The following is a 21,862-nucleotide window of genomic DNA, read 5'->3' on the forward strand; positions in this document are numbered from 1 at the left end:
ACGCGCTCGCCAGGCGCCTCAAGGTCAGAGGCGTGACCTGGCGCGACGACGAGGGCGAGCTGCTGCGGGTGGGCGTGGTGTGCGGCGTGCGGACGTGCCCGCCGCGCTCGCGCCGCCCGCGCCGACGCCCTCGGAACCGGGCCGCCCGTCGCCGCCGACGGTGAACGCGGGGGAGTCGTGGCGGATCACCACCCGCGGGGCCGAGCACGAGATCGAGGGCTACGCCGACCACGTGAGCGTGCTGCCCGGCGAGCGCTTCGCCCTGCACGTGTCCACCACCGCCCCGCGCTTCACCGCCGCCGCCTTCAGGATGGGCGCGCACCCGGCGAAGGTGTGGGAGTCCTCCCAGGTCAAGGGCGTACGCCAGCCCCCGGCCAGGACCGTGGCCCGCATGGTGACCGCCGCGCACTGGAAGCCCTCGCTCACCGTGGACACCCGAGGCTGGACGGAGGGCGCGTACCTGATCAGGCTGGACGCCTCGACCGGCGCCCAGCGGTACGTGCCGATCACCGTGCGCTCGGCCTCGACCCGGGGCCGCGTGGTGGTGGTGAACGCGGTCACCACCTGGCAGGCGTACAACCTGTGGGGCGGGCGCAGCCTGTACCTCGGCCCCGGCGGCTTCGCCGACCGCTCGCGCGAGGTCACCTTCGACCGCCCGTACGACGGCGCCGGCGCCCGCCTGTTCCTCGACTTCGAGCAGTCGGCGCTGGACGTGGCCGAGCGCAGCGGCGTGCCCCTGGCCTACCTCACGAGCCTCGACCTCGGCCCCGGCGTGCTGGACGGCGCCAAGGCCGTGCTCTCGCTGGGCCACGACGAGTACTGGTCGCCCGCCATGCGCACGGCCGTCACCCGGGCCAGGGACAGCGGGACGAACCTCGCCTTCCTCGGCGCGAACGCCGTCTACTGGCGGATCGCGATCAAGGGCAGGACGGTCGCCTGCGACAAGGAACGGCTGTGCCCGCTGTGGCGGGACTCCCGCCCGGAGAGCGCCCTGGTGGGGCAGATGTACGACTGCTTCCCCGCCCAGGGCGCCTACACGGTCACCAGGCCCGGTCACTGGATCTTCGCCGGCACCCGGGGGCGGCGCTTCCCCGGCATGGTCGGCCCGGAGAGCGACAAGGTCTCGCGCGGCTCGCCGAAGGGCGTCGAGGTGCTGGCCGACTCGTCGTTCTCGTGCGGGGGACGGGCGACGACGTCGCAGAGCACGTACTACACCGCGCCGAGCGGGGCCGGGGTGTTCGCGTCCGGCACGATGCGCTGGGTGTGCGCGATGCGCGGCAAGCGGTGCGGTCACGGCGTCCCCGAGTCCGCGGCCGCCTTCACCCGCCGCGCGACGGCGAACGTGCTGACCCGCTTCGCGGCGGGCCCCGCCGGCGAACGCGCCGCCGCGCTTCCGCACCACCCCGCCCGGGCCCCTCAAAAGCACGGGGTGCCGACGGGGAACGCCGCCGCCCCCAAGATCCGCCGGCACGCCCCGGGAGGCACCCCTGAAGGCACCCCTGAAGGCCCCCAGGAAGGCTAGGAGCGGCGCTCGCGCAGGATCGCCTCCAGCCGCTTCCTGATCTCCTGCTCGGCCGCCTCCTTGCGCACGCCGAGGTCGGCGAGGGCCTGCACCACCGGGCCCTCCTCCAGGGAGAGCACGCCGAGCAGCAGGTGCTCGGTGCCGACGTAGTTGTGCCCGAGCCGCAGCGCCTCCCGCAGGGTCAGCTCCAGCGCCTTGGCGCTCTGCGCGGCGAACGGCAGGGTGACGGGCGACTGCCCGCCGCCCGGCCCCATGGCCGCCGTGACGGCCTCCCTGACCGCCTCGGCGGACGCGCCGAGGGTGGCCATGGTCGAGGCGGCCAGCGCCTCCGGCACGTGCAGCAGCCCGAGCACCAGGTGCCCGACCTCGATGTGGTCGTGCCCCGACAGCCGCGCCTCCTCCTGCGACTTGACCACCGCGACCCGTGCCTTGTCGGTGTAACGGGCGTAGTTGCGCAGGTCGTCGGCGAGCGAGCTGCCCTCCTTGACCACGAACCGCTTCTGGGCGGCCTGTTTGGTGACGCCCATGCTGCGGCCGATGTCGGTCCAGGAGGCGCCGGAGTGGCGGGCGTTGTCCACGAAGTGGCCGATCAGGTGGTCGGCCACCTCGCCGAGGTGCTCGCCGAGCGTGACGGCGTCGGTGAGCTGGCCGAGCGGGTCGCCGTCCGGGTGGCGGCTCTTGATGGCGGCGATGAGGTCGTCGAGACGTACGGTTCCATCCATGCGTCAACCATAGGTTGACGTTCTCTATTCGTCAACCCTTGGTTGACGAATGTGGGTTCCTCTCCGGAAATGATCTGCGCCTGGCGTTTGGTCTAGACCACTGTGCGCCCCGGCAGGCACAATGCGAGCTGTCACCGAGCAATGGTTCGTGAACCCCATCGGGAGGAACCCGCCATGCGTATAGGAGTGCTCACCGGAGGCGGAGACTGTCCGGGTCTCAACGCCGTCATCAGGGCCGTGGTGCGTAAGGGGGTGAGCGCGTACGGCCATGAGTTCGTGGGGTTCCGCGACGGCTGGCGCGGCCCCCTCGAAGGCGACACGATGCCGCTCGACATCCAGGCCGTACGAGGCATCCTGCCGCGGGGCGGCACCATTCTCGGATCCTCCCGGACCAACCCGATCAAGATCCAGGGCGGCGTCGACCGCATCAAGGAGAACCTCCTCGCCACCGGCGTCGACGCCCTGATCGCCATCGGCGGCGAAGACACGCTCGGCGTGGCCAAGCAGCTCTACGACCGCGACGTGAACGTCGTGGGCGTGCCCAAGACCATCGACAACGACCTGTCCGGCACCGACTACACCTTCGGCTTCGACACCGCGGTCAACATCGCGATGGAGGCCATCGACCGGCTGCACACCACCGCCGAGTCCCACCACCGCGCGCTGATCTGCGAGGTCATGGGCCGCCACGCGGGCTGGATCGCGCTGCACGCGGGCATGGCCGGCGGCGCCAACGTGATCCTCATCCCCGAGAAGCCCTTCGACATCGACCGGGTCTGCGAGTACGTCGAGTCCCGCTTCCGCACCCGCTACTCGCCGATCATCGTCGTGGCCGAGGGTGCCCACCCGATCGAGGGCCAGATGGAGCTGCAGACCGGCACCCTCGACGCGTTCGGGCACGTCCGGCTCGGCGGCGTCGGCGAGGTGCTGGCCAAGGAGATCGAGAAGCGCACCGGCAAGGAGGCCCGGACGACCGTGCTCGGGCACATCCAGCGCGGCGGCACCCCGACGGCCTACGACCGGGTGCTGGCCACCAGGTTCGGCCTCCAGGCGATCGACGCCGCGCACGAGGGCGACTACGGCAAGATGGTCGCCCTGCGCGGCACCGACATCGTCCGGGTCGGGCTCGACGAGGCGACGGCCGAGCTGAAGACCGTGCCGGTGTCCCGGTACTCCGAGGCCGAGGTCTTCTTCGGCTGAGGTCTTCTTCGGCTGGGTGAAAGCGGCTTGCAAGCGCCGGGCCGTACCTTCTGGACAGCGGGGTTACCGCTTACAACCCCCCTCGGGGTACGGCTTGGGGCGCAGCGAGTCGGCGGCCCACTTCGCGCCGCAAGCCGTACCCAGGAGATAGCTCAACCGCGGGGCGCGCCGGGGAGATCCACCTCCGGCGCGCCCTCGTCGCGTCCACGGGAGCGTGCGGGCTCAGCGGCGGGGCGTCCGCATCATCTGCTGCTGCGGGCGGGGGGCGGCCGGGGGCGCGGGGTAGGCCAGGCGCTGCTGCTGGGCGGTACGCCGGCGCAGCTCCAGGCGGGCGACCATCTCGGCGTCCTCGTGCAGTTCCTCCTCCGAGGGCGCGAGGATCACCATGAGCAGCATGGTCAGCGTGATCAGGCTGATCACGGTCATGAGGGGGACGAGGAAGTCCAGGGCGTCGGCGCCGGTGACCATGCCGGGCTCGGCGTCGACGGAGACCCGCATGGCGTACATGCCGGTGTAGTGCATGCCCGAGACGGCCACGCCCATGACCATCGCCGCGCCGGTGATCCAGATCGTCCTCTTGACCCGCAGGGTGAACCAGAGCGCGGCGGTCGCGGCCACGACGGCGATGACCACGGACGCGGCCACGGTCGTGCGGTCGTAGGAGACGTGGGCGCTCATGTTCATGGCGTACATGCCGAGGTAGTGCATGCTGGCCACGCCGAGCCCGGTGAGCAGGCCGCCGCCGAGCAGCGCCAGGGCCCGGCCGCGGCCGTAGGACACCAGGAACAGCCCGGTGCCGACCACCACGATGGCCACGGCGGCCGAGGCGACGGTGAGCGGCACGTCGTACTTGATCTGCGTGCCCTCCACCGCGAAGCCCATCATCCCGACGAAGTGCATGACCCAGATCCCGGTGCCGCCTATGGAGATCGCCGCGCCGATCAGCCAGCGCATCCGCGACGCGCCGCGGCTCGCGTGGGCCTGGGCGGTCAGCCGCAGTCCGAGCATCGAACCCAGGCACGACATCAGGTACGCGAGCAGCGGAGTGAGCGGTCCGTGGGTGAAATGATTAACAGCGGTCATATATCGACATTCCTTGTGATTAGGGGTTCACGGATTGTGTCATCCGTCCCGTCCTTATCGCATGGATAACGCAACTATCTGTCAACCGCCGTGTCGGAAACATGAAAAGGTCTCATGAGCATCGAGGGGCCCTTCTGGCGGGCGATCGCGGTCTTCCGCGTCGCGTCGCTGCTGTACGCCGCCGTGCTGATGGCCCAGTACCGCGGGTACGAGGAGCCGGTCATCGGCTGGCTGGTGATCGCCCTGATGGCCCTGTGGACGGCCGGGGCCACGTACGCGTACTCGGTCGAGGGGCTGCGCGGGTGGCCGCTGCCGGCCATCGACCTGCTGGTGGCCCTGGCCTGCCTGCTGGCCTCGCCGTACGTCGAGGGCGCCCGGCAGGGCGCGGCGGGCACCATGCCCGTGCCCGCCACCTGGATCGCGGCGCCCGTCCTGGCCTGGGCCGTGTACGGCGGCAGGCGCGCGGGCGCGGTGGCGGCGGCCGTCGTCGCCGCCGCGGACCTGTGGCTGCGCGTGCGCGCCCCGGACGCGCCCGTGATGATCAACGGCGCCGTCCTGCTGTTCCTGTCAGGAGTGGTGGTCGGACACGTGGCCCGGCTGGCCAAGGAGGCCGAGGAGCGCATGCAGCGCGCGGCCGAGATGGAGGCCGCCCAGCGCGAACGCGACCGGCTGGCCCGCGACCTGCACGACTCCGTCCTCCAGGTGCTGGCCGTGGTCCAGCGGCGCGGCCGGCAGATCGGCGGCGAGGCGGCCGAGCTGGGCCGGCTGGCCGGCGAGCAGGAGGCCGCGCTGCGCGAGCTCATCGCCGCCCGCCCGGCCCCGACCGGCTCCACCGACCTGCGCTCCCTGCTCATGCGGCACGGCTCGCCGCTGGTGACGGTCTCCACCCCGGCCACGCCGCTCGTCCTGCCCACCCCGGCGGCCGAGGGCGTGGCGGCCGCGGTCGGGGCCGCCCTGGACAACGTGCGCAGGCACTGCGGCCCGGACGCGCGGGCCTGGGTGTTCGCCGAGTCCTGCGACGACGTGGTCATGGTGACCGTCCGGGACGAGGGGCCCGGCATCCCCGAGGGCCGCCTGGAGCGGGCCGCCGCCGAGGGCCGCCTGGGCGTCGCGCAGTCCATCCGCGGACGCGTCGCCGACCTGGGCGGGACGGTCGCCGTCACCTCCGCGCCGTCGGGGACCGAGATCGAGATCAGCCTGCCCGCCGAGCGGACGCGGAAAGGCACGGGCGGCCCCGGTTAGAGTGGCGTCATGGTGCGGGTCATGGTCGTGGACGACCATCCCATGTGGCGCGACGGCGTGGCCAGGGATCTGTCCGAGGCGGGCTACGACGTCGTGGCGGTGGTGGGGGAGGGGCGGCAGGCGATCCGGGCGGCCGGGGCCGTACGTCCCGAGGTCGTGGTGCTGGATCTGCACCTGCCCGACATGTCCGGGGCCGAGGTGGCCGCCGGGCTGGCCGGGGCCGACCCGGCGCCGAAGGTCCTGGTGTTGTCGGCCAGCGCCGAGCAGGACGACGTGCTGGCCGCGGTCAAGGCCGGCGCGTCCGGATATCTGGTGAAGTCGGCGAGCCGGGAGGAGTTCCTCGACGCCGTCCGCCGCACCGCCGACGGCGACGCCGTCTTCACGCCGGGCCTGGCCGGGCTGGTCCTCGGGGAGTACCGGCGGCTGGCCGCGAGTCCGGCCGCGAGTCCGGCCGCCGCCGGCCGCGCGGGCGACGACGGGCCGAGGCTGACCGAGCGTGAGACGGAGGTGCTCAGGCTGGTCGCCAAGGGCCTGACCTACCGGCAGGTGGCCGACCGCCTGGTGCTCTCGCACCGCACGGTCCAGAACCACGTGCAGAACACGCTGGTCAAGCTCCAGTTGCACAACCGGGTGGAACTGGTCCGATATGCGATCGAGCAGGGCCTCGACGCGGACTAAACTCGATGGGTCGCGGCGTTGCCTTCCTACGGCCGCGCTTTCCCCGTCTTCCCCGGAGGTTCCACCATGACGATGTCCGCCCTGGGCGAGCCATGCGTTCTGCTCAAGCTGGGCGAGATCGTCCTCAAGGGCAAGAACCGTGAGCTGTTCGAGCGTCGCCTGATCGACAACATCCGCTTCGCGCTCCAGGATCTCGGCCTCAAGACGGACGTGCGCAGACGCCACGGCGTCGTCGCGATCTTCCTGCCCGAGGGTTCGGGCGTCGAGCAGGCCGAGGCGGTGGCCCGGCGGGTCGCCGACGTGCCCGGCCTGGTGTGGATCCACCAGACCTGGCGGGTGGCCAAAGACCCCGACAGCGTGCTCAAGGCCGCCCTGGAGCTGATCCGCGACCGCGAGGAGGTCGCCCGCGGGGCCCGCTTCGCCGTGCGCTCCCGCCGCCGCGACAAGCGCTTCCCGCTGCGCTCCAACGAGCTCGACCGGCTCGTCGGCGGCGCGATCAACGACGAGTACCACCTGCCCGTCGACCTGAAGAACCCCGAGCTGACCGTGCACATCGAGGTCGACAGGGACGAGGTGTTCGTCTTCACCGACGGCATCCCGGGCCAGGGCGGCCTGCCTGTCGGCAGCAGCGGCCGGGCGCTGGTGCTCATGTCGGGCGGCATCGACTCGCCGGTGGCGGCCTACCGGATGATGAAGCGCGGCCTCCACGTCGACTTCCTGCACTTCTCCGGCATCCCGTTCACCACCTCCGAGTCGATCTACAAGGCGTACGCGCTGGTCAGGAAGCTCGACAGGTTCCAGGGCAGGTCGCGGCTGTGGGTGGTGCCGTTCGGCAAGGCGCAGCAGTCGATCCGCAACTCGGGCCAGGACCGCCTGGCGGTGATCGCCCAGCGGCGGCTCATGCTGAAGACGGCCGAGGAGGTCGCCCACCGCATCCGCGCCGGCGCCCTGATCACCGGCGACGCGCTCGGCCAGGTCTCCTCCCAGACGCTGGCCAACATCACCGCCCAGGACAACGCGGTCGACCTGCCGATCCTGCGCCCGCTCGTGGGCTGGGACAAGACCGAGATCATGGCCGAGGCCCGGCGCATCGGCACGCTGGAGATCTCGGAGCTGCCCGACGAGGACTGCTGCTCCCTGCTGGCTCCCAAGCGCGCCGAGACCCGGGCCAAGATCGAGGACCTCAAGCAGATCGAGAAGCGGCTCGACGCCGAGGAGCTGTGCGTGCAGCTCGCCGACTCGATCCAGGAGTACACGCTGTAGGTCAGGCCGCGTCGACCTTGAACGGGTCGTGCTCGGCCAGCAGCTTGTCCAGCCTGGCCTGGTCCACGCGGTTGGTGACCTCCGCCAGCTCCTGCCGGTCGCGGACGACCTTGCACAGGTTGACCGTGGAGGTGACCACGTACAACAGGCCGAGCGCGAGGAAGGCCCGGATCCAGCCGGAGGCCGGCAGGTAGATCAGGGCGATCACCACGGACGACACGGCGACGGCGAACGACAGGATCGCCTGGACGTAGAACGCGGTGGTCTGCGTGGTACGGATGGGCTTGGTCATGAGCTCATGGTGATCCCGCAGGCCAGGCCGCCGCATGAGGTGTCGTACTCAAGTTACTCCTGAGTACGACAAGGCCACGCCCCAGCCCCGGGCGCGGGGCTCGGCCGGGCCGATGGCAGGATGGCCCAAGACGCGAGATCGGTGAGGGGAGTGATCGTGGAGGAGTCGCGCCTGCCTCCAGGCCAGTACGTCCCGCGCGGCCGCCCCGTGATCCACTACGGCAGGGTGCCCTCGTTCAAGCCGGACAGCTGGGACTTCCGCGTCTTCGGGGCCACGGCCTCCGGCGAGGAGCACTGTCTGACCTGGGCGGACTTCGAGAAGCTGCCCCGGGACACGCGCATCGCCGACTTCCACTGCGTCACCAAGTTCTCCCTCATGGCCAACGAGTGGCGGGGCGTCACCCCGGCCACGATCATGGAGCTGGCGCCGCCCGACCCCGGCGTGCGTCACGTCATGATCTGGGCCGAGTACGGCTACAGCGCCAACCTCCGCATGTCCGACTTCGCCGCCCCCGACACCCTGCTCGCCACGGAGCTGGACGAGAAGCCGCTCAGTCCCGACCGCGGTTACCCCGTACGCATCGTGGTCCCCCACCTGTACGCCTGGAAGAGCGTCAAATGGGTGCGGGCCATCGAATATCTCCTGGAGGACCGGCGAGGTTTCTGGGAGGAGCGCGGGTACCACAACCTGGCCGATCCCTGGCGCGAACAGCGTTACTCCTACCAGGAGGAACCCGGCGAGGGTCCACCCTAGACTTCACTCCGGGTTTCCGCCCGAACACGACCGGTTATTGGCTACGGTTTTGCGCATGCAGACCACCGCATGCGTGGCGCTCTCCCTTCTGACCTTCGTCCTCGGCTACGCCTGTGCCAGGGCGCGCCGCCGGCCGCTTCCCGGAGGCGGCGGCAAGGACGAGGCGACCTTCACCGCGTTGCACGTCGCGGGGCTGGCCGCGCCCGCCCTGCGTACCGGGCTCGACCGCGACTCGGCGCGCAAGGCCGTACGCCACCTGCACACGCTGCTCGGCACCCGGGCGGTCGCGATCACCTCCATCGACGCCGCGCTGGCCTGGGACGGCCCGTGCACCGACGACGTGCTCACCTATGCCCGCACCACCCTGGCCGCCGGGCGGGCGCAGGTGTTCGCCGGGCGGCCGTACGGGGCCGTGGTCGTGCCGCTGACCGTCGACGGCACGGTCGTGGGTACGCTGGCCGCCTTCGACGAGGAGGTCAGCGCGACGCTCGTGCGTACCGTGACCGAGCTGGGCCGCTGGGTGTCCGGGCAGCTCGAACTGGCCGACCTCGACGCCTCGCGGCGGCGGGCGCTGGAGGCCGAGATGCGCGCGCTGCGCGCCCAGATCTCGCCCCACTTCGTCTACAACGCGCTGACCACGATCGCCTCGTTCGTCCGCACGAACCCCAAGCGCGCCCGCGAGCTGCTGCTCGACTTCGCCGACTTCTCCCGCTACGCCCTGCGCAGGGCCCACGACTTCACCACCCTGGCCGACGAGCTGACCTGCGTCGACCGGTACCTGCTGCTGGAACGCGCCCGCTTCGGCGACAAGCTGCGCTTCAGCATGCAGGTCGCGCCCGAGGTGCTGCCGGTGCCGGTGCCCTTCCTGTGCCTCCAGCCGCTGGTGGAGAACGCCATCAAGCACGGCATGCGCGGCCGGCGCGGCGGCGGCGAGGTGCGGGTCGTGGTCCGCGACGCCGGCCCCGAGGCCCACATCACCGTCGAGGACGACGGCACCGGCATGGACCCCGAGTGCGCCAGGCGCATGCTCGACGGCGAACCGGCCCGCGAGGGCGGCGGCATCGGCCTGGCCAACGTCGACCTGCGCATGCGCCAGATCTACGGCGACGGCTACGGCCTCGTCGTGGAGACCGCGCTCGGCGCCGGCACGAGGGTGCGGCTGCGCGTCCCGAAGACGCAATTTAGCTCATTGTAGTCTTTTCCTTACGCTGGGCTGGCGTGTCGCGGCTGACCTTTGCTTTCATACGGGAGCGTGGAGGCCATGCTGAGGGTCCTGGCAGTCGACGACGAGGTGCCCGCTCTTGAGGAACTCGCCTATCTGCTGCGCCAGGACACCAGAATCGAACACGTCGCGACCGCGGCCGACGGCGTCACCGCGCTGCAGGACATGGTGCAGATGATCGGCGGCGGCGAGCGGCTCGACGGGATCTTCCTCGACATCCGGATGCCGGGCCTCGGCGGGCTCGACCTCGCCCGGCTGGTCGGCGGCTTTCCCAGCCCGCCCAAGCTGGTGTTCGTCACGGCGCACGAGGAGTGCGCGGTGCAGGCGTTCGAGCTGGAGGCCGTCGACTACCTGCTCAAGCCGGTCCGGGCCGAGCGGCTGTCGGAGGCGGTCAGGCGGCTGGAGGCGGCCTCCGCGCCGCCCGCCGAGCCGAGCCAGGACGACGTCATCCCGGTCGAGCTGGGCGGCCGCACCAGGTTCGTGCCGCAGCAGGCCGTCTGGTTCGCCGAGGCCAAGGGCGACTACGTGCGGCTGCACACCGGCGACGGCAGCTACCTCGTCCGCATGTCGCTGGCCGCGCTCGAACGCCGCTGGTCGGAGGCGGGGTTCATCCGCGTCCACCGCAGCACGCTGGTCTCGGCGCGGCACGTCAGCGAGCTGCGTTTCGAGGGCGGCCGGGTCACGCTCACCGTCGGCACCGAGACGCTTCAGGTCAGCCGGCGTCACAGCCGCCAGGTGCGTGAGCAGCTCGTCCGCCAGCATCGCGGCGTCTTCTCCTGACCCTCGCCCGGCACGAATGGGCGGGCGTGAAGCAGGGCGTGCCGGCGGCCGGTCCACGGCCGGTCGCCGAGCCCGTCGCGGCTGCCCGATGGTAAAAGTCTTCCCAGGTCACATGGGTCGGACGCGGTGCGGGCAGGGCCCGGCCGCGTCGCGCGGCCTCCGTGGAGAACCCAGGAAGCAACCGTTCGTCGCCGGTGGGTGACCGTTCACCGGGCGGACACCCTCCGTATGTCGATGACTACAGACCGTTCAGCGAGCTGACCGTGAACGGGGTGTCTCCTACAAGATCGCGACCGTAGTGTTTCGGCATCGGAAGCCACCCGGCGCATCGGGGGGGACGGGCCGCGAGGCCCAAGCAAGGGCCTGATGCGTCGGCTTCACCGGTGACCAACCAGGTCACCACGGCTGTCGGGCCCTTGACCGGGGGGTAGGGCCCGCCTGCCGATCACGTGAAGGGGCGCCTGCGGAGGCCACGGACCCCGGCCCCGCGATCCGGCCTTCGGGGGCGGCCGGATCGCGAAAGCAGGCGCCCCTCTCACGATCAGGAACCAGGCGCCCGTCACCGGGGGGACGCCGGATCAGCCCTCGTCGCGAAGCTTCTTCAGCAGCTCGATGTCCTCGCGGTGCCTGTCGGCCTTGCCGGGCGTCTCGATGCAGATGGGCACCCCCGCCACCGCCGGATGCCGCATGATCTCGGCGAACGGCTCCGCGCCGATGTGGCCCGCGCCGATGTTCTCGTGACGGTCCTTCTTGGCCCCGCACACGTCCTTCGAGTCGTTGGCGTGGATGAGCTTGAGCCGGCCGGGCGCGAGGGCGTGCAGCGCGTCGAACGTCTCCCGCACCCCGCCCTCGGCGGCCAGGTCGTGGCCGGCGGCGAAGGCGTGGCAGGTGTCGAGGCAGACGCAGGCCCGCGGGTGCCAGTCGAGCGCCGCGAGATAGGGCTCCAGGTCCTGGACGGTCGCGCAGAGCATCGCGCCCTGGCCCGCCATGGGCTCCAGCAGGAGGTCGGGGCCGCCCTCGGGGATCTCGTCGAGCAGCGGCAGCAGCGTCTCGCGCACCTGGCGCAGCGCGTCGTCGCGCGACTGGGTGACGGCCGAGCCGGTGTGGACGACGACGCCCTTGGCGCCGGTCTCGACCCCGCGCCGCAGCCCGTGGCGGACGACCGCGATGGAGTTGGCCAGCGTCTCGGGGTTGGGCGAGCCGAAGTTCACCAGGTACGGCACGTGGATGAAGGCGGTGACGCCGGACTCGGCCAGCTTGGCGTCCTCGGCGGGTTTGCCGTCGTTGAGCGCCCAGCCGCGCGGGTTGGTGACGAACACCTGGATCATCTCGGCGCCGATCTCGGCCATGTACTTCAGGCCGCCGGTCGCCAGGCCGCCGGTGACGGACACGTGCCCGCCGATCAGGGATGTCAAGGTCATGATGGCTCCCAGTGTAGGCGCAGCTCAGCGGCGTCCCGGCCGGGGCCGGGTTGGAGCATGACACGAAAAGTCCTGGCCATCCCGTTGCGTACTTGGGAGTTCTCACGGATGGACCGGGGAGCAGGCCCCTGTGTGTACTGCTGACATGCCCAACTCCTTGGCCCGGTTCAACCGGCGGCCGCGTGAGGAGGCGGAGGCCGAGCTGCTGGCCTGCTGCGCCTCCCGCGCCTTCGCCGCGGCGGTGGCCGCCCGCAGGCCCTACGCCGGCCGCGAACGGCTCGCCGAGGCCGCCGAGACCGCGGTGCGCGAGCTGAAGTGGCCCGACGTGCTGGAGGCGCTGGCGGCCCACCCGCGGATCGGGGAACGCCCGTCCGGGGACGGCCGGGAGTCGCGCTGGTCGCGCGAGGAGCAGGCGGGCGCGCAGGAGGACACCTCCGAGGAGGCGGCGGAGCTGCGGGCCGCGCTGGCCGCGGGCAACCGCGCGTACGAGGAGCGTTTCGGGCACGTCTACCTGGTGTGCGCGACCGGCCTGAGCGGGGCCGAGCTGCTGGCCCGGCTGCGCGCCCGGCTGGGCAACGACGAGGAGGGCGAGCGCGGCGTCGTCCGCGACGAGCTGGCGAAGATCACCCGGCTCCGGCTGGGGAAGCTCATGGAAGAGGAGGGGAGATGAGCTTCTCGACACACGTCCTGGACGCGGTCGCGGGCCGGCCGGCCGCCGGGGTCCGCGTCCGGCTGGAGCGCGAGGGCCGCGTGCTCGCCCGGGGCAGCACCGACGCCGACGGCCGGATCACGGGCTGGGTCACCGAGGAGGGCGTGCACCGGGTCGTCTTCGACACCGGCGGCTACCTGGCCGACACCTTCTACCCCGAGGTCGTCATCGCCTTCACCGTCACCGACCCCGGCGCGCACCACCACGTGCCGCTGCTGCTCAGCCCGTACGCCTACTCCACCTACCGAGGGAGCTAGATGACCGTCAAGCTCGGCCCCAACCGCTACGGCAAGGCGGAGACCAGGCTCGTCCACGTGGTCAGGGACGGAGACGTCCACCACGTCAAGGACGTCAACGTCAGCTCCTCGCTGTCGGGCGACATGGAACAGGTGCACAGGAACGGCGACAACGCCGCCGTCCTGCCCACCGACACGCAGAAGAACACCGTCTACGCCTTCGCCAGGAAGCACGGCGTCGGCGAGATCGAGGACTTCGCCCTCTTACTGGCCCGCCACTACGTCTCGGCGCACGCCTCCATCCACCACGCGCGGGTGGAGATCGAGGAGTACGCCTGGAACCGCATCCCCGGCCGGTCGCTGCACTCCTTCGTGCGCGACGGCGGCGAGGTGCGCACGTGCGTCGTCCACCACGACCGGGACGGCCGCACCACCGTCGTGTCCGGCCTGAAGGACCTGGTCGTGCTGAACTCGACCGGCTCGGAGTTCCACGGCTACCTCGTGGACGAGTACACCACCCTCCAGCCGACGACCGACCGCGTCCTGGCCACCGCGGTCACCGCGCAGTGGCGGCACACCGGGACGGGGGAGCGCCCGCCGTACGCGCGGGTGCGCGAGGGCCTGCTGGACGCGTTCGCGCAGACGTACAGCCTGTCGTTGCAGCAGACCCTCTACGCGATGGGCGAGCGGGTGCTGACGACCTGCCCGCAGGTCTGCGAGGTCAGGTTCGCGCTGCCGAACAAGCACCACTTCCTGGTCGATCTGTCGCCGTTCGGCCTGGACAACGAGAACGAGGTCTTCTACGCCGCCGACCGCCCCTACGGGCTGATCGAGGGCAGCGTGCTGCGCGAGGACGCGCCGGACGCGGGATTCGCCTGGGAGTGAGGACGATGGACTTCTTGCGGCCCACCACGTGGGCTGAGGCGCTGGCCGCCAAGGCGGACCGGCCCGGCGCGCTGCCCGTCCAGGGCGGCACGGACGTGATGGTGGAGATCAACTTCGACGTGCGCAGGCCGGAGGCGCTGCTCGACCTCAACCAGGTGGCCGAGCTTCGCGAATGGGGCATGACCGACGGGGTCTGCCGGATCGGGGCGGGGGTGACGTACGCGACGGTCGTCGACGAGCTGGACGGCGTGCTGCCGGGCCTCGCGCAGGCCGCGCGCACGGTCGGCTCGCCGCAGATCCGCAACCGCGGCACGGTCGCCGGGAACCTCGGCGCGGCCTCGCCCGCGGGCGACAGCCACCCGCCGCTGCTGGCGGCGGGCGCGGTCGTCGAGGCCGAGTCGCGCGACCGGGGCATCCGCCTGATCCCCGCGCACGAGTTCTACCTCGGGGTCAAGCGCAACGCCCTGGAACCGGACGAGCTGATCAGGGCCGTGCGCGTCGGGCCCGCCCCGGGACCCCAGTACTTCTCCAAGGTCGGCACGCGCAACGCCATGGTGATCGCGGTGTGCTCGTTCGCGGTCGCGTTGCACCCCGGCGAACGGCGGGTGGGCACCGGGATCGGCTCGGCCGCGCCCACGCCGCGCCGCGCCCTGGAGGCCGAGGCCCTGCTGGCCGCGGAGCTGGACTGGGACGCGCCGCTCGCCCCCGCGCTGCTGGCCCGCTTCGGCGAGCTGTGCGCGGCCGCCGCCGCGCCGATCGACGACGTGCGCGGCACGGCCGCCTACCGGGTGCACGCCGTCGGCGTGATGGCCCGGCGCACGCTCACCTGGGCCTGGAACGACCACCTCGCGAGGAGGGCCGCCTGATGCGCCTCAACGTCACCGTCAACGGCCGCGACCAGTGCGTGGACGACGTCTGGGAGGGGGAGAGCCTGCTGTACGTCCTGCGCGAGCGGATCGGGCTCCCCGGCTCCAAGAACGCCTGCGAGCAGGGCGAATGCGGCTCGTGCACGGTCTATCTCGACGGGCTGCCGGTCTGCTCGTGCCTGGTCGCCGCCGGGCAGGCCGAGGGGCGGCGGGTGCGCACGGTCGAGGGGCTGGCCGAGGGCGACCGGCTCGACCCGGTGCAGGAGGCGTTCGTCGAGTGCGGGGCCGTGCAGTGCGGCTTCTGCACCCCCGGGCTCGTCGTACAGGCCCACGACCTGGTCGAACGCGTGCCCCGGCCCTCCGACGCCGAGATCCGCGAGGCCCTGGCGGGGAACCTGTGCCGCTGCACCGGCTACGAGAAGATCCTCGACGCGGTACGGCTGGCCGCCGAGCGGAAGGCGGCCCGATGACCCTGCTGATCGAGAACGCGCACATCGCGCCCGTCGTCGGCCCCGAGATCCCCTCCGGCCACATCGTGGTCGAGGGCGACCGGATCGCCGCGCTCGGCCCCGGCCCCGCGCCCGCGACCCCGGGCGCCCGGCGCGTGGACGGCTCCGGCTGCCTGGCCACGCCCGGCCTGGTCAACACCCACCACCACCTCTACCAGTGGGCCTCGCAGGGGCTGGCCCAGGACGCCACCCTGTTCGAGTGGCTGGTGGCCCTCTACGACGTGTGGGCCGCCATGGACGCCGAGGTCGTCAGAGGCGCGGCCACGGCCGGGCTCGGCTGGCTGGCGACGGGCGGGTGCACCACCTCCAGCGACCACCACTATGTCTTCCCCAAGGGCAGGGGCGACCTGTTCGCGGCCGGGGTCGAGGCCGCGCGGGAGATCGGCGTCCGCTTCCACCCGGCGCGCGGCTCGATGGACCGCGGCCGGTCGCACGGCGGGCTGCCGCCGGACGAGGTGGTCGAGGAGCTCGACGACGCCCTGGCGGCGACCGCCGAGGCGGTGGACGCCCACCACGACCCGTCGCCGTCCTCGATGGTGCGGGTCGCGGTCGCGCCGTGCTCGCCGTTCTCGGCCAGCGCGGAGCTGATGACCCAGTCGGCCGCCCTGGCCAGGGACAAGGGCGTGCGCCTGCACACCCACCTGGCCGAGACCCTCGACGAGGACGAGCACTGCAGGGAGCAGTTCGGCCTGCGTCCGGTCGACTACATGGACAAGCTCGGCTGGCTCGGGCCCGACGTGTGGCTCGCGCACGCCGTGCACCTCAGCGACGCCGACATCGCCAAGCTCGCCCGCACCGGCACGGGCGCGGCCCACTGTCCCTCCTCCAACGGCCGCCTGGGCGCGGGCATCGCCCGCGTGTCGGAGATGTTGCGCCGGGGCGCGAACGTCGGCCTCGGCGTGGACGGCAGCGCCTCCTCCGAGCTGACCTCACCGGCCGGGGAGATGCGGCAGGCCCTGCTGTTCCAGCGGGCCAGGTACGGCCCCCGCGCGCTGTCGGCCCGTCAGGCGCTGGAGCTGGCCACCCTCGGCGGGGCGCGCAACCTGGGCCGCGAGGCCGAGCTCGGCTCGCTGGAGCCCGGCAAGCTGGCCGACGTCGTCCTGTGGCGGACCGGCGGGCCCTTCACCGCCGCCGTGGCCGACCCGGTGTGCGCGCTGGTGTTCGGGCCGCCGCCGCCGGTGGCCCGCGTCCTGGTCGGCGGCCGGACCGTGGTCGAGGACGGCGAGCTGCGGACGACGTCCCACGACGCGGCCGGGCGGGCGGGCGCCGACGCCCATCGCAGGCTCATGCGGCTGGCGGCCGAACGCGGGCTCTCGGCGGAGAGGGAGATCCATCACTAAGGTGTGAATGTCCGGAACGTGGCATCCAGCACTGAAAGGCGGTCCCGTGTCGGCAGAACTCCCCGGCGAGCGGCTGGCGCAGCTCAGAAGCACCTTCGCCGAGATCGACACCGACGGCGACGGCTTCGTCAGCGAGGCCGAGCTGAAGCGGCACTTCCCCGACCTGCCCGCCGAGGCCCTCGGCGCGCTGAGCCAGGAGGCCGACACCGACCAGGACGGGCGTTACTCGCTGGAGGAGTTCATCCGCCTGGTCGCCTGACGCCCTCGGGCGCGCCGCCTACGCCGACGGCGCGCTCCGGAGGGCGCTCCGACAGCGCCGTGCCTCGGCGGCGGCGGCCTACTCCGACAGGGCGCGCTCCAGGGGCGTGCGGAAGCGAGGGGTGATCCGTGCGCCGCCGAGCCAGGAGGCCAGACCGGCGATCTCGGCCTCCACGGCGGTCACGGCGTCGGAGCCCACGTCGGTGAGCGCCCGCCACACGATCTCGCCGCCGGGACGCTGCCCCCAGCCGCCGACGACCCGGCCGTCCCACCACACGGTCGGGCCGACGTTGCCGCTGCGGTCGAACAGCTCGGCCCGGTGCTCCTTCGGCAGGTACCAGTCGCGGCCCTGCCAGCCCATCGGCGTCGGGTCGAGGGCGGGCAGCAGCGCCGCCCACGGCTCGGGCTCGGGCGTCTCGTCCAGGTCGCCGGGCAGGACGTACCCCGGGCCCTCGTCCAGCTCGACCTCGACCGCGCCGACGGCGGCCAGCGCGGCGCGCACCTCGCGCAGCGTCCAGCCGGTCCACCACTTGACGTCGGCCTCCGTGCCGGGGCCGAACGCGGCCAGCCAGCGGCGTACCAGCTCCGCCTGGGCCTGCGGGACGGCCAGGTCGTCCATGGGCGGGGCGACGGCCCACAGGTGCTGCGTGCTCGTCCAGGAGCCGGACGGGCGGCCCTGCCGGACGAGCCGGCCCTCCATGCCCATCAGCGTGATCAGCCGCTGCCCGACGCTGTGCACGGCCTCGTACGGCTTGCCCACGGCCACCCGGAACTGCTCGCGCAGCCGCGGCTCCAGCACCCCCAGCCGGGCCGCCGTCGCCGTGCCCTCCTCGGCCAGGGCGCGCAGCACCGACGACTCCACCTCCGCCAGCCACGGCTCGTCCCAGCCGCCGGCCGCGGTGAGCTCCTTGACCAGCGCCCTGCGCACCCTCGTGGCGACCGCGAGCGTGGAGGAGTGGTGCACGACGGGCACCAGCGCGGCCGGGACCACGAACACCGTGCGCCGCATCCCGTGCATGCGCACCAGCGTGCGGTCCTCGTACAGGGCCCGCTCGACCGGCGCCGGGCCGGGGGCGGTGAGCCGCGCGCCCGCCGACAGGAACACGGTCGCCGGGTCGGTCGCGTGCAGCGCCACCACGGAGGCCGTCGCCTCCTCCGGGCTCGCCGCCTTGGCCGCCAGGCTGTGGCGCACGCCCAGACGACGCCGCCGCTCCCGCTCAGAAATGCGCATGAAACGCCTCCTTACGGGATGTGAGCCTAGTTGGAGGATCAACCACCTCAGAACCCGTCAAGACCGCTCAGATTCGCGGCTGCTTCAGGGAGGCTGTTCGCTGAGGGCACCCACCCTGGGCCGCCCTCGGTCAGGGGCCTGATGTGATGATGAGTCACGCCTTCCTGCCCGCTCGCACCGGGCAGGAAGGCGTGTCCGGCCATTGTTCAGCATCTTGTGGGAGTTCGTAGTGGTTAAGCAGGTTCTGGTGGCACCCGACAAGTTCAAGGGCTCCCTCACCGCCGCCGAGGTCGCGGCGCGGGTGTCGGCCGGGCTCGGGGTGCCCACGGTCGAGCTGCCGGTCGCCGACGGCGGCGACGGCACCGTCGAGGCGGCCGTGGCCTGCGGGTTCGACCGGGTCACAGCGGAGGTCACCGGGCCCACCGGCGAACGCGTGACCGCGGCCTATGCCTGGCGGGCCGCGGACGGCACGCCGACGGCGGTGGTCGAGCTGGCCGAGGCGTCCGGGCTGCGGCGGCTGCCCGCCGGGCTCGCCCCGCTGACCGCCACCTCCTACGGCACCGGAGAGCTGATCGCCGACGCCCTGCGCAGGGGGGCGCGGCGAATCGTCCTCGGGCTGGGCGGCAGCGCCTGCACCGACGGGGGAGCGGGCATGGTCCGGGCGCTCGGCGCGCGCCTGCTCGACGACGACGGCGCCGAGCTGCCCGACGGCGGCGCCGCGCTGCGCGGGCTGGCCCGCATCGACCTGTCCGGGTTCGCCGACGTCGCCGAGGTGGAGTTCGTCGTGGCCGGCGACGTGGACAACCCGCTGCTCGGCCCGCACGGAGCCGCCGCCGTCTACGGGCCGCAGAAGGGCGCCACCCCCGACGACGTCAAGGTGCTGGAGGCCGGGCTGTCCCGGCTGGCCGCGGTCGCCACGCAGACCCACGGCCTGGTCGGCGCGGTCGAGCACGACGACACCCCGCGCGCCATGGGCGTGGCCGGAGCCCCCGGGGCGGGCGCGGCGGGCGGCGTCGGGTTCGCGGCGCTGGCCTTTCTCCACGCCGAGCTGCGTCCCGGCATCGAATACCTGCTCGACCTGCTCGGCTTCGGCGCGCTCGTCCAGGGCGCGCGGCTGGTGATCACCGGTGAGGGGTCGCTCGACGAGCAGTCCCTGCGCGGCAAGGCGCCGATCGGCGTGGCCCAGGCCGCGGCCAGGGCGGGCGTGCCGGTCGTCGCGGTCTGCGGCCGGCGCACCCTCGGCGACACCGAGCTCAAGGACGCCGGCATCGAGGCCGCCTACGCCCTGACCGACCTGGAGCCCGACCCGGCCCGCTGCATGGCCGAGGCGGGCCCGCTGCTCGAACGCCTGGCCGCTCGCGTGGCGGCCGACCATCTGGAGGGCAGATGACCGCTTACGACGTCGTCGTCCGCTCCCGCCGGGCCGTCACGCCCGAGGGGGAGCGGGCGGTGGCCGTGGCCGTGCGGGGCGAGCGCATCGAGGCCCTGTACGACTACGACGCGCCCCTCGATGCCGTCGAGGACGTCGACCTGCGTGACCTGGCCTTGCTGCCCGGCCTGGTGGACACGCATGTGCACGTCAACGAGCCGGGCCGTACGCATTGGGAGGGGTTCGCCTCGGCGACCAGGGCGGCCGCCGCCGGCGGGGTGACCACGATCGTGGACATGCCGCTCAACTCCGTGCCGCCCACCGTCAGCGTGGAGGCGCTGGAGGTCAAGTTGCGGGCCGCGCGCGGGCAGTGCCACGTGGACGTCGGGTTCTGGGGCGGCGCGGTCCCGGGCAATCTCAAGGAGCTGCGGCCGCTGCACGAGCGTGGCGTGCGGGGTTTCAAGTGCTTCATGTCGCCGTCGGGTGTGGAGGAGTTCCCACCGCTGGGCACGGCGGAGCTGCGGGCGGTGCTGGCGGAGGTGGCCGGGTTCGGCGGGCTCGTCGTCGTGCACGCCGAGGACCCGGAGCTGCTGGCCGAGCCGGGCGGGCCGACGTACCGGGAGTTCCTGGAGTCGCGGCCGGGGGCGGCCGAGGCCAGTGCGGTGGCGCGGGTCGTCGCGCTGGCCGCGCAGACCGGGGCACGGGTGCACGTCCTGCACGTCTCCAGCGCCGAGTGCCTGGAGGTGCTGGCGCGGGCCCAGGCCGAGGGGGTGGCGGTCACGGCCGAGACCTGCCCGCACTATCTGACGCTGGAGGCCGAGCAGGTTCCCGAGGGGCTCACGGCCTACAAGTGCTGCCCGCCCATCCGGTCGCGGGCCAACCGCGAGCTGCTGTGGGAGGGCCTGGCCGGCGGTGTGCTGAGCTGTGTGGTCTCCGACCACTCGCCCTCGCCCGCCGAGCTGAAGGTGCCCGACTTCGCCGCCGCCTGGGGTGGGGTCGCCTCTCTCCAGGTGGGTCTGTCGGCGGTGTGGACGGAGGCCGCCCGGCGCGGTCACACCCTGGCCGACGTCGTCGGCTGGATGTCGTCGGCGCCGGCCGCGGTGGCCGCGATCCCCGGCAAGGGCGCGATCCGCCCCGGCAACGACGCCGACCTGGTCGCCTTCGACCCCGGCGCCGACAACCCGGTGGACGCCGCCCGTCTGCACCACCGTAATCCCGTCACCCCGTACCACGGCCGGGTGCTCAAGGGCGTCGTCCTGACCACCTGGCTGCGCGGCCGTCCCGTGGACACGCAGCCACACGGCCGCCTCATCTTGGGAGAACAGTAGATGTCCGGCTTCACCACCCTGCCCGACCTGGCCCTGCGCACCCTCGGCGGTTCGGTCGTCGCGGCCAGCGACGAGTCCTTCGCCGAGAAGGAGAGCCTGATCAGGCCGGGCCGCCCCGGGTTCCGCGCCGAGACGTTCGGCAACAAGGGGCAGGTGTACGACGGGTGGGAGACCCGCCGCCGCCGCACGCCCGGCCACGACTGGGCGCTGGTGCGGCTGGGCCTGCCGGGGGTGATCCGCGGCGTGGTGATCGACACGGCCTGGTTCAAGGGCAACTACCCGCCGCACGCGTCGGTCGAGGCCGCCGCCGTGCCCGGCCATCCCTCACCGGCCGAGCTGGCCGCCGCCGACTGGACGGAGATCGTCCCCAGGACGGGGCTCAAGGGCGACGCCGAGCATCACGTCGAGGTCACCGGCGACGACACCCGGTACACCCACGTACGGCTGAACATGTATCCCGACGGCGGCATCGCCCGTCTGCGCGTGCACGGCGAGGTACGCCCCGACCTGTCGGTCTACGACGGCCTGAGCCTCGACCTGGCCGCGCTGCAGAACGGCGGCCTGGTCACCGCCTGTTCTGATGAGTTCTACTCCGCGCCCAACAATGTCATCGCTCCCGGGCTGGCCCGGCATCAGGCCGAGGGCTGGGAGACCGCGCGCCGCCGGGAGCCGGGCAACGACTGGCTGCTGATCCGCCTGGCCGGGCCGGGCCTGGTGCGCCTGGCCGAGATCGACACCACGAACCTGATCTTCAATGCCCCCGGCCACGTGGCGCTCACCGGGCTGTCCGGCGGACGTGAGATCGGGCTGCTGCCCAAGACCCGGTTGCAGCCCGACCTGCCCCACCGCTTCCGCCTCGACCACTCCGAACCGGTCACCCACGTCCGGGTCGACATCTACCCCGACGGCGGGCTGGCCAGGGTCCGCCTGCACGGCCACCTGGCCTGAGGAGG

General features: G+C 72.7%; 23 protein-coding genes. 18 read left to right on the forward strand and 5 right to left on the reverse strand.

What is annotated here, in order from left to right; all coding sequences use genetic code 11:
* Positions 1 to 160: 160 nt before the first annotated feature.
* Positions 161 to 1,522: a N,N-dimethylformamidase beta subunit family domain-containing protein gene (locus tag ABZ815_RS33960; protein WP_357705282.1), complete on the forward strand. Its 1,362-nt coding sequence runs from the start codon at positions 161 to 163 to the stop codon at positions 1,520 to 1,522.
* Here ABZ815_RS33960 and ABZ815_RS33965 read toward each other — a convergent pair.
* Complete coding sequence (locus ABZ815_RS33965; RefSeq protein WP_357705284.1) at positions 1,519 to 2,244, reverse strand: Clp protease N-terminal domain-containing protein; 726 nt, start codon at positions 2,242 to 2,244, stop codon at positions 1,519 to 1,521. The genes ABZ815_RS33960 and ABZ815_RS33965 overlap by 4 nt on opposite strands.
* Before the next feature lie 174 nt (positions 2,245 to 2,418).
* Between ABZ815_RS33965 and ABZ815_RS33970 the strand changes: the two genes are divergently transcribed.
* Positions 2,419 to 3,444 carry a 6-phosphofructokinase gene (locus ABZ815_RS33970; protein ID WP_357705286.1) on the forward strand — a complete coding sequence of 342 codons (1,026 nt, stop codon included), beginning with the start codon at positions 2,419 to 2,421 and terminating at the stop codon, positions 3,442 to 3,444.
* A gap of 222 nt (positions 3,445 to 3,666) precedes the next feature.
* Here ABZ815_RS33970 and ABZ815_RS33975 read toward each other — a convergent pair whose 3' ends face one another.
* Positions 3,667 to 4,527: an MHYT domain-containing protein gene (locus ABZ815_RS33975; protein WP_357705288.1), complete on the reverse strand. Its 861-nt coding sequence runs from the start codon at positions 4,525 to 4,527 to the stop codon at positions 3,667 to 3,669.
* Between the two features lie 114 nt (positions 4,528 to 4,641).
* Here ABZ815_RS33975 and ABZ815_RS33980 point away from each other — a divergent pair, with 114 nt between their 5' ends.
* The 3 genes from ABZ815_RS33980 to thiI all read left to right on the forward strand — a co-directional run bounded on the left by ABZ815_RS33980 (position 4,642) and on the right by thiI (position 7,710).
* Positions 4,642 to 5,769, forward strand: a complete 1,128-nt coding sequence (locus ABZ815_RS33980; protein WP_357705290.1) for a DUF5931 domain-containing protein — start codon at positions 4,642 to 4,644, stop codon at positions 5,767 to 5,769.
* A gap of 9 nt (positions 5,770 to 5,778) precedes the next feature.
* Positions 5,779 to 6,447: a response regulator transcription factor gene (locus tag ABZ815_RS33985; RefSeq protein ID WP_357705292.1), complete on the forward strand. Its 669-nt coding sequence runs from the start codon at positions 5,779 to 5,781 to the stop codon at positions 6,445 to 6,447.
* 66 nt (positions 6,448 to 6,513) lie between these two features.
* Positions 6,514 to 7,710, forward strand: a complete 1,197-nt coding sequence (gene thiI / locus ABZ815_RS33990) for a tRNA uracil 4-sulfurtransferase ThiI (RefSeq protein ID WP_357705293.1) — start codon at positions 6,514 to 6,516, stop codon at positions 7,708 to 7,710.
* 1 nt (position 7,711) lies between these two features.
* Here thiI and ABZ815_RS33995 read toward each other — a convergent pair whose 3' ends face one another.
* A complete protein-coding gene (locus tag ABZ815_RS33995; protein WP_357705294.1) occupies positions 7,712 to 8,002 on the reverse strand; it encodes a YiaA/YiaB family inner membrane protein in 291 nt (96 codons plus the stop codon).
* 156 nt (positions 8,003 to 8,158) lie between these two features.
* Here ABZ815_RS33995 and ABZ815_RS34000 point away from each other — a divergent pair, with 156 nt between their 5' ends.
* The 3 genes from ABZ815_RS34000 (at position 8,159) to ABZ815_RS34010 (ending at position 10,757) form a co-directional block, all read left to right on the forward strand.
* A complete protein-coding gene (locus ABZ815_RS34000) occupies positions 8,159 to 8,755 on the forward strand; it encodes a molybdopterin-dependent oxidoreductase (protein WP_357705295.1) in 597 nt (198 codons plus the stop codon).
* A 55-nt stretch (positions 8,756 to 8,810) separates the two neighbouring features.
* The gene (locus tag ABZ815_RS34005) at positions 8,811 to 9,950 is read left to right on the forward strand and encodes a histidine kinase (RefSeq protein WP_357705296.1); all 1,140 of its coding nucleotides are present in this window, start codon (positions 8,811 to 8,813) and stop codon (positions 9,948 to 9,950) included.
* Positions 9,951 to 10,016: 66 nt separating this feature from the next.
* The gene (locus ABZ815_RS34010; RefSeq protein ID WP_357705297.1) at positions 10,017 to 10,757 is read left to right on the forward strand and encodes a LytTR family DNA-binding domain-containing protein; all 741 of its coding nucleotides are present in this window, start codon (positions 10,017 to 10,019) and stop codon (positions 10,755 to 10,757) included.
* A gap of 578 nt (positions 10,758 to 11,335) precedes the next feature.
* On the opposite strand, the gene ABZ815_RS34015 is transcribed toward ABZ815_RS34010, so the two are convergent.
* Positions 11,336 to 12,178, reverse strand: coding sequence for a deoxyribonuclease IV (locus ABZ815_RS34015; protein ID WP_357705298.1), 843 nt, complete (start codon positions 12,176 to 12,178; stop codon positions 11,336 to 11,338).
* A gap of 145 nt (positions 12,179 to 12,323) precedes the next feature.
* Here ABZ815_RS34015 and uraD point away from each other — a divergent pair, with 145 nt between their 5' ends.
* From uraD to ABZ815_RS34050, 7 genes are read left to right on the forward strand one after another with little or no spacing between them, the layout of a single operon-like run.
* Positions 12,324 to 12,848 carry a 2-oxo-4-hydroxy-4-carboxy-5-ureidoimidazoline decarboxylase gene (gene uraD, locus ABZ815_RS34020; protein WP_357705299.1) on the forward strand — a complete coding sequence of 175 codons (525 nt, stop codon included), beginning with the start codon at positions 12,324 to 12,326 and terminating at the stop codon, positions 12,846 to 12,848.
* Positions 12,845 to 13,144, forward strand: coding sequence for a hydroxyisourate hydrolase (gene uraH, locus ABZ815_RS34025; RefSeq protein WP_357705300.1), 300 nt, complete (start codon positions 12,845 to 12,847; stop codon positions 13,142 to 13,144). Before uraD ends, uraH begins: the two co-directional genes overlap by 4 nt.
* Positions 13,145 to 14,008 (forward strand): factor-independent urate hydroxylase, encoded by an 864-nt coding sequence (gene pucL, locus ABZ815_RS34030; protein WP_357705301.1) that lies wholly within the window; start codon positions 13,145 to 13,147, stop codon positions 14,006 to 14,008.
* 5 nt (positions 14,009 to 14,013) lie between these two features.
* Positions 14,014 to 14,874 carry an FAD binding domain-containing protein gene (locus ABZ815_RS34035; RefSeq protein ID WP_357705302.1) on the forward strand — a complete coding sequence of 287 codons (861 nt, stop codon included), beginning with the start codon at positions 14,014 to 14,016 and terminating at the stop codon, positions 14,872 to 14,874.
* A complete protein-coding gene (locus ABZ815_RS34040; RefSeq protein ID WP_357705303.1) occupies positions 14,874 to 15,344 on the forward strand; it encodes a (2Fe-2S)-binding protein in 471 nt (156 codons plus the stop codon). Before ABZ815_RS34035 ends, ABZ815_RS34040 begins: the two co-directional genes overlap by 1 nt.
* The gene (locus ABZ815_RS34045) at positions 15,341 to 16,723 is read left to right on the forward strand and encodes an 8-oxoguanine deaminase (protein WP_357705304.1); all 1,383 of its coding nucleotides are present in this window, start codon (positions 15,341 to 15,343) and stop codon (positions 16,721 to 16,723) included. The genes ABZ815_RS34040 and ABZ815_RS34045 overlap by 4 nt, the downstream gene beginning before the upstream one ends.
* 46 nt (positions 16,724 to 16,769) lie before the next feature.
* Positions 16,770 to 16,982, forward strand: a complete 213-nt coding sequence (locus ABZ815_RS34050; protein WP_357705305.1) for an EF-hand domain-containing protein — start codon at positions 16,770 to 16,772, stop codon at positions 16,980 to 16,982.
* A gap of 78 nt (positions 16,983 to 17,060) precedes the next feature.
* Here ABZ815_RS34050 and ABZ815_RS34055 read toward each other — a convergent pair whose 3' ends face one another.
* Entirely contained in the window at positions 17,061 to 18,212 is a 1,152-nt protein-coding gene (locus ABZ815_RS34055) for a winged helix DNA-binding domain-containing protein (protein WP_357705306.1), read from the reverse strand.
* Positions 18,213 to 18,459: 247 nt separating this feature from the next.
* Between ABZ815_RS34055 and ABZ815_RS34060 the strand changes: the two genes are divergently transcribed.
* Genes ABZ815_RS34060 through alc form a run of 3 tightly spaced genes read left to right on the forward strand, consistent with a single transcriptional unit; the run spans position 18,460 to position 21,857 of the window.
* Positions 18,460 to 19,602: a glycerate kinase gene (locus ABZ815_RS34060; protein ID WP_357705307.1), complete on the forward strand. Its 1,143-nt coding sequence runs from the start codon at positions 18,460 to 18,462 to the stop codon at positions 19,600 to 19,602.
* Positions 19,599 to 20,909 (forward strand): allantoinase AllB, encoded by a 1,311-nt coding sequence (gene allB, locus ABZ815_RS34065; protein ID WP_357705308.1) that lies wholly within the window; start codon positions 19,599 to 19,601, stop codon positions 20,907 to 20,909. Before ABZ815_RS34060 ends, allB begins: the two co-directional genes overlap by 4 nt.
* Complete coding sequence (gene alc, locus ABZ815_RS34070; RefSeq protein WP_357705309.1) at positions 20,910 to 21,857, forward strand: allantoicase; 948 nt, start codon at positions 20,910 to 20,912, stop codon at positions 21,855 to 21,857.
* Positions 21,858 to 21,862 lie beyond the last annotated feature (5 nt).

Source organism: Nonomuraea sp. NPDC047529 (genome assembly GCF_040642995.1).
GTDB lineage: Bacteria > Actinomycetota > Actinomycetes > Streptosporangiales > Streptosporangiaceae > Nonomuraea.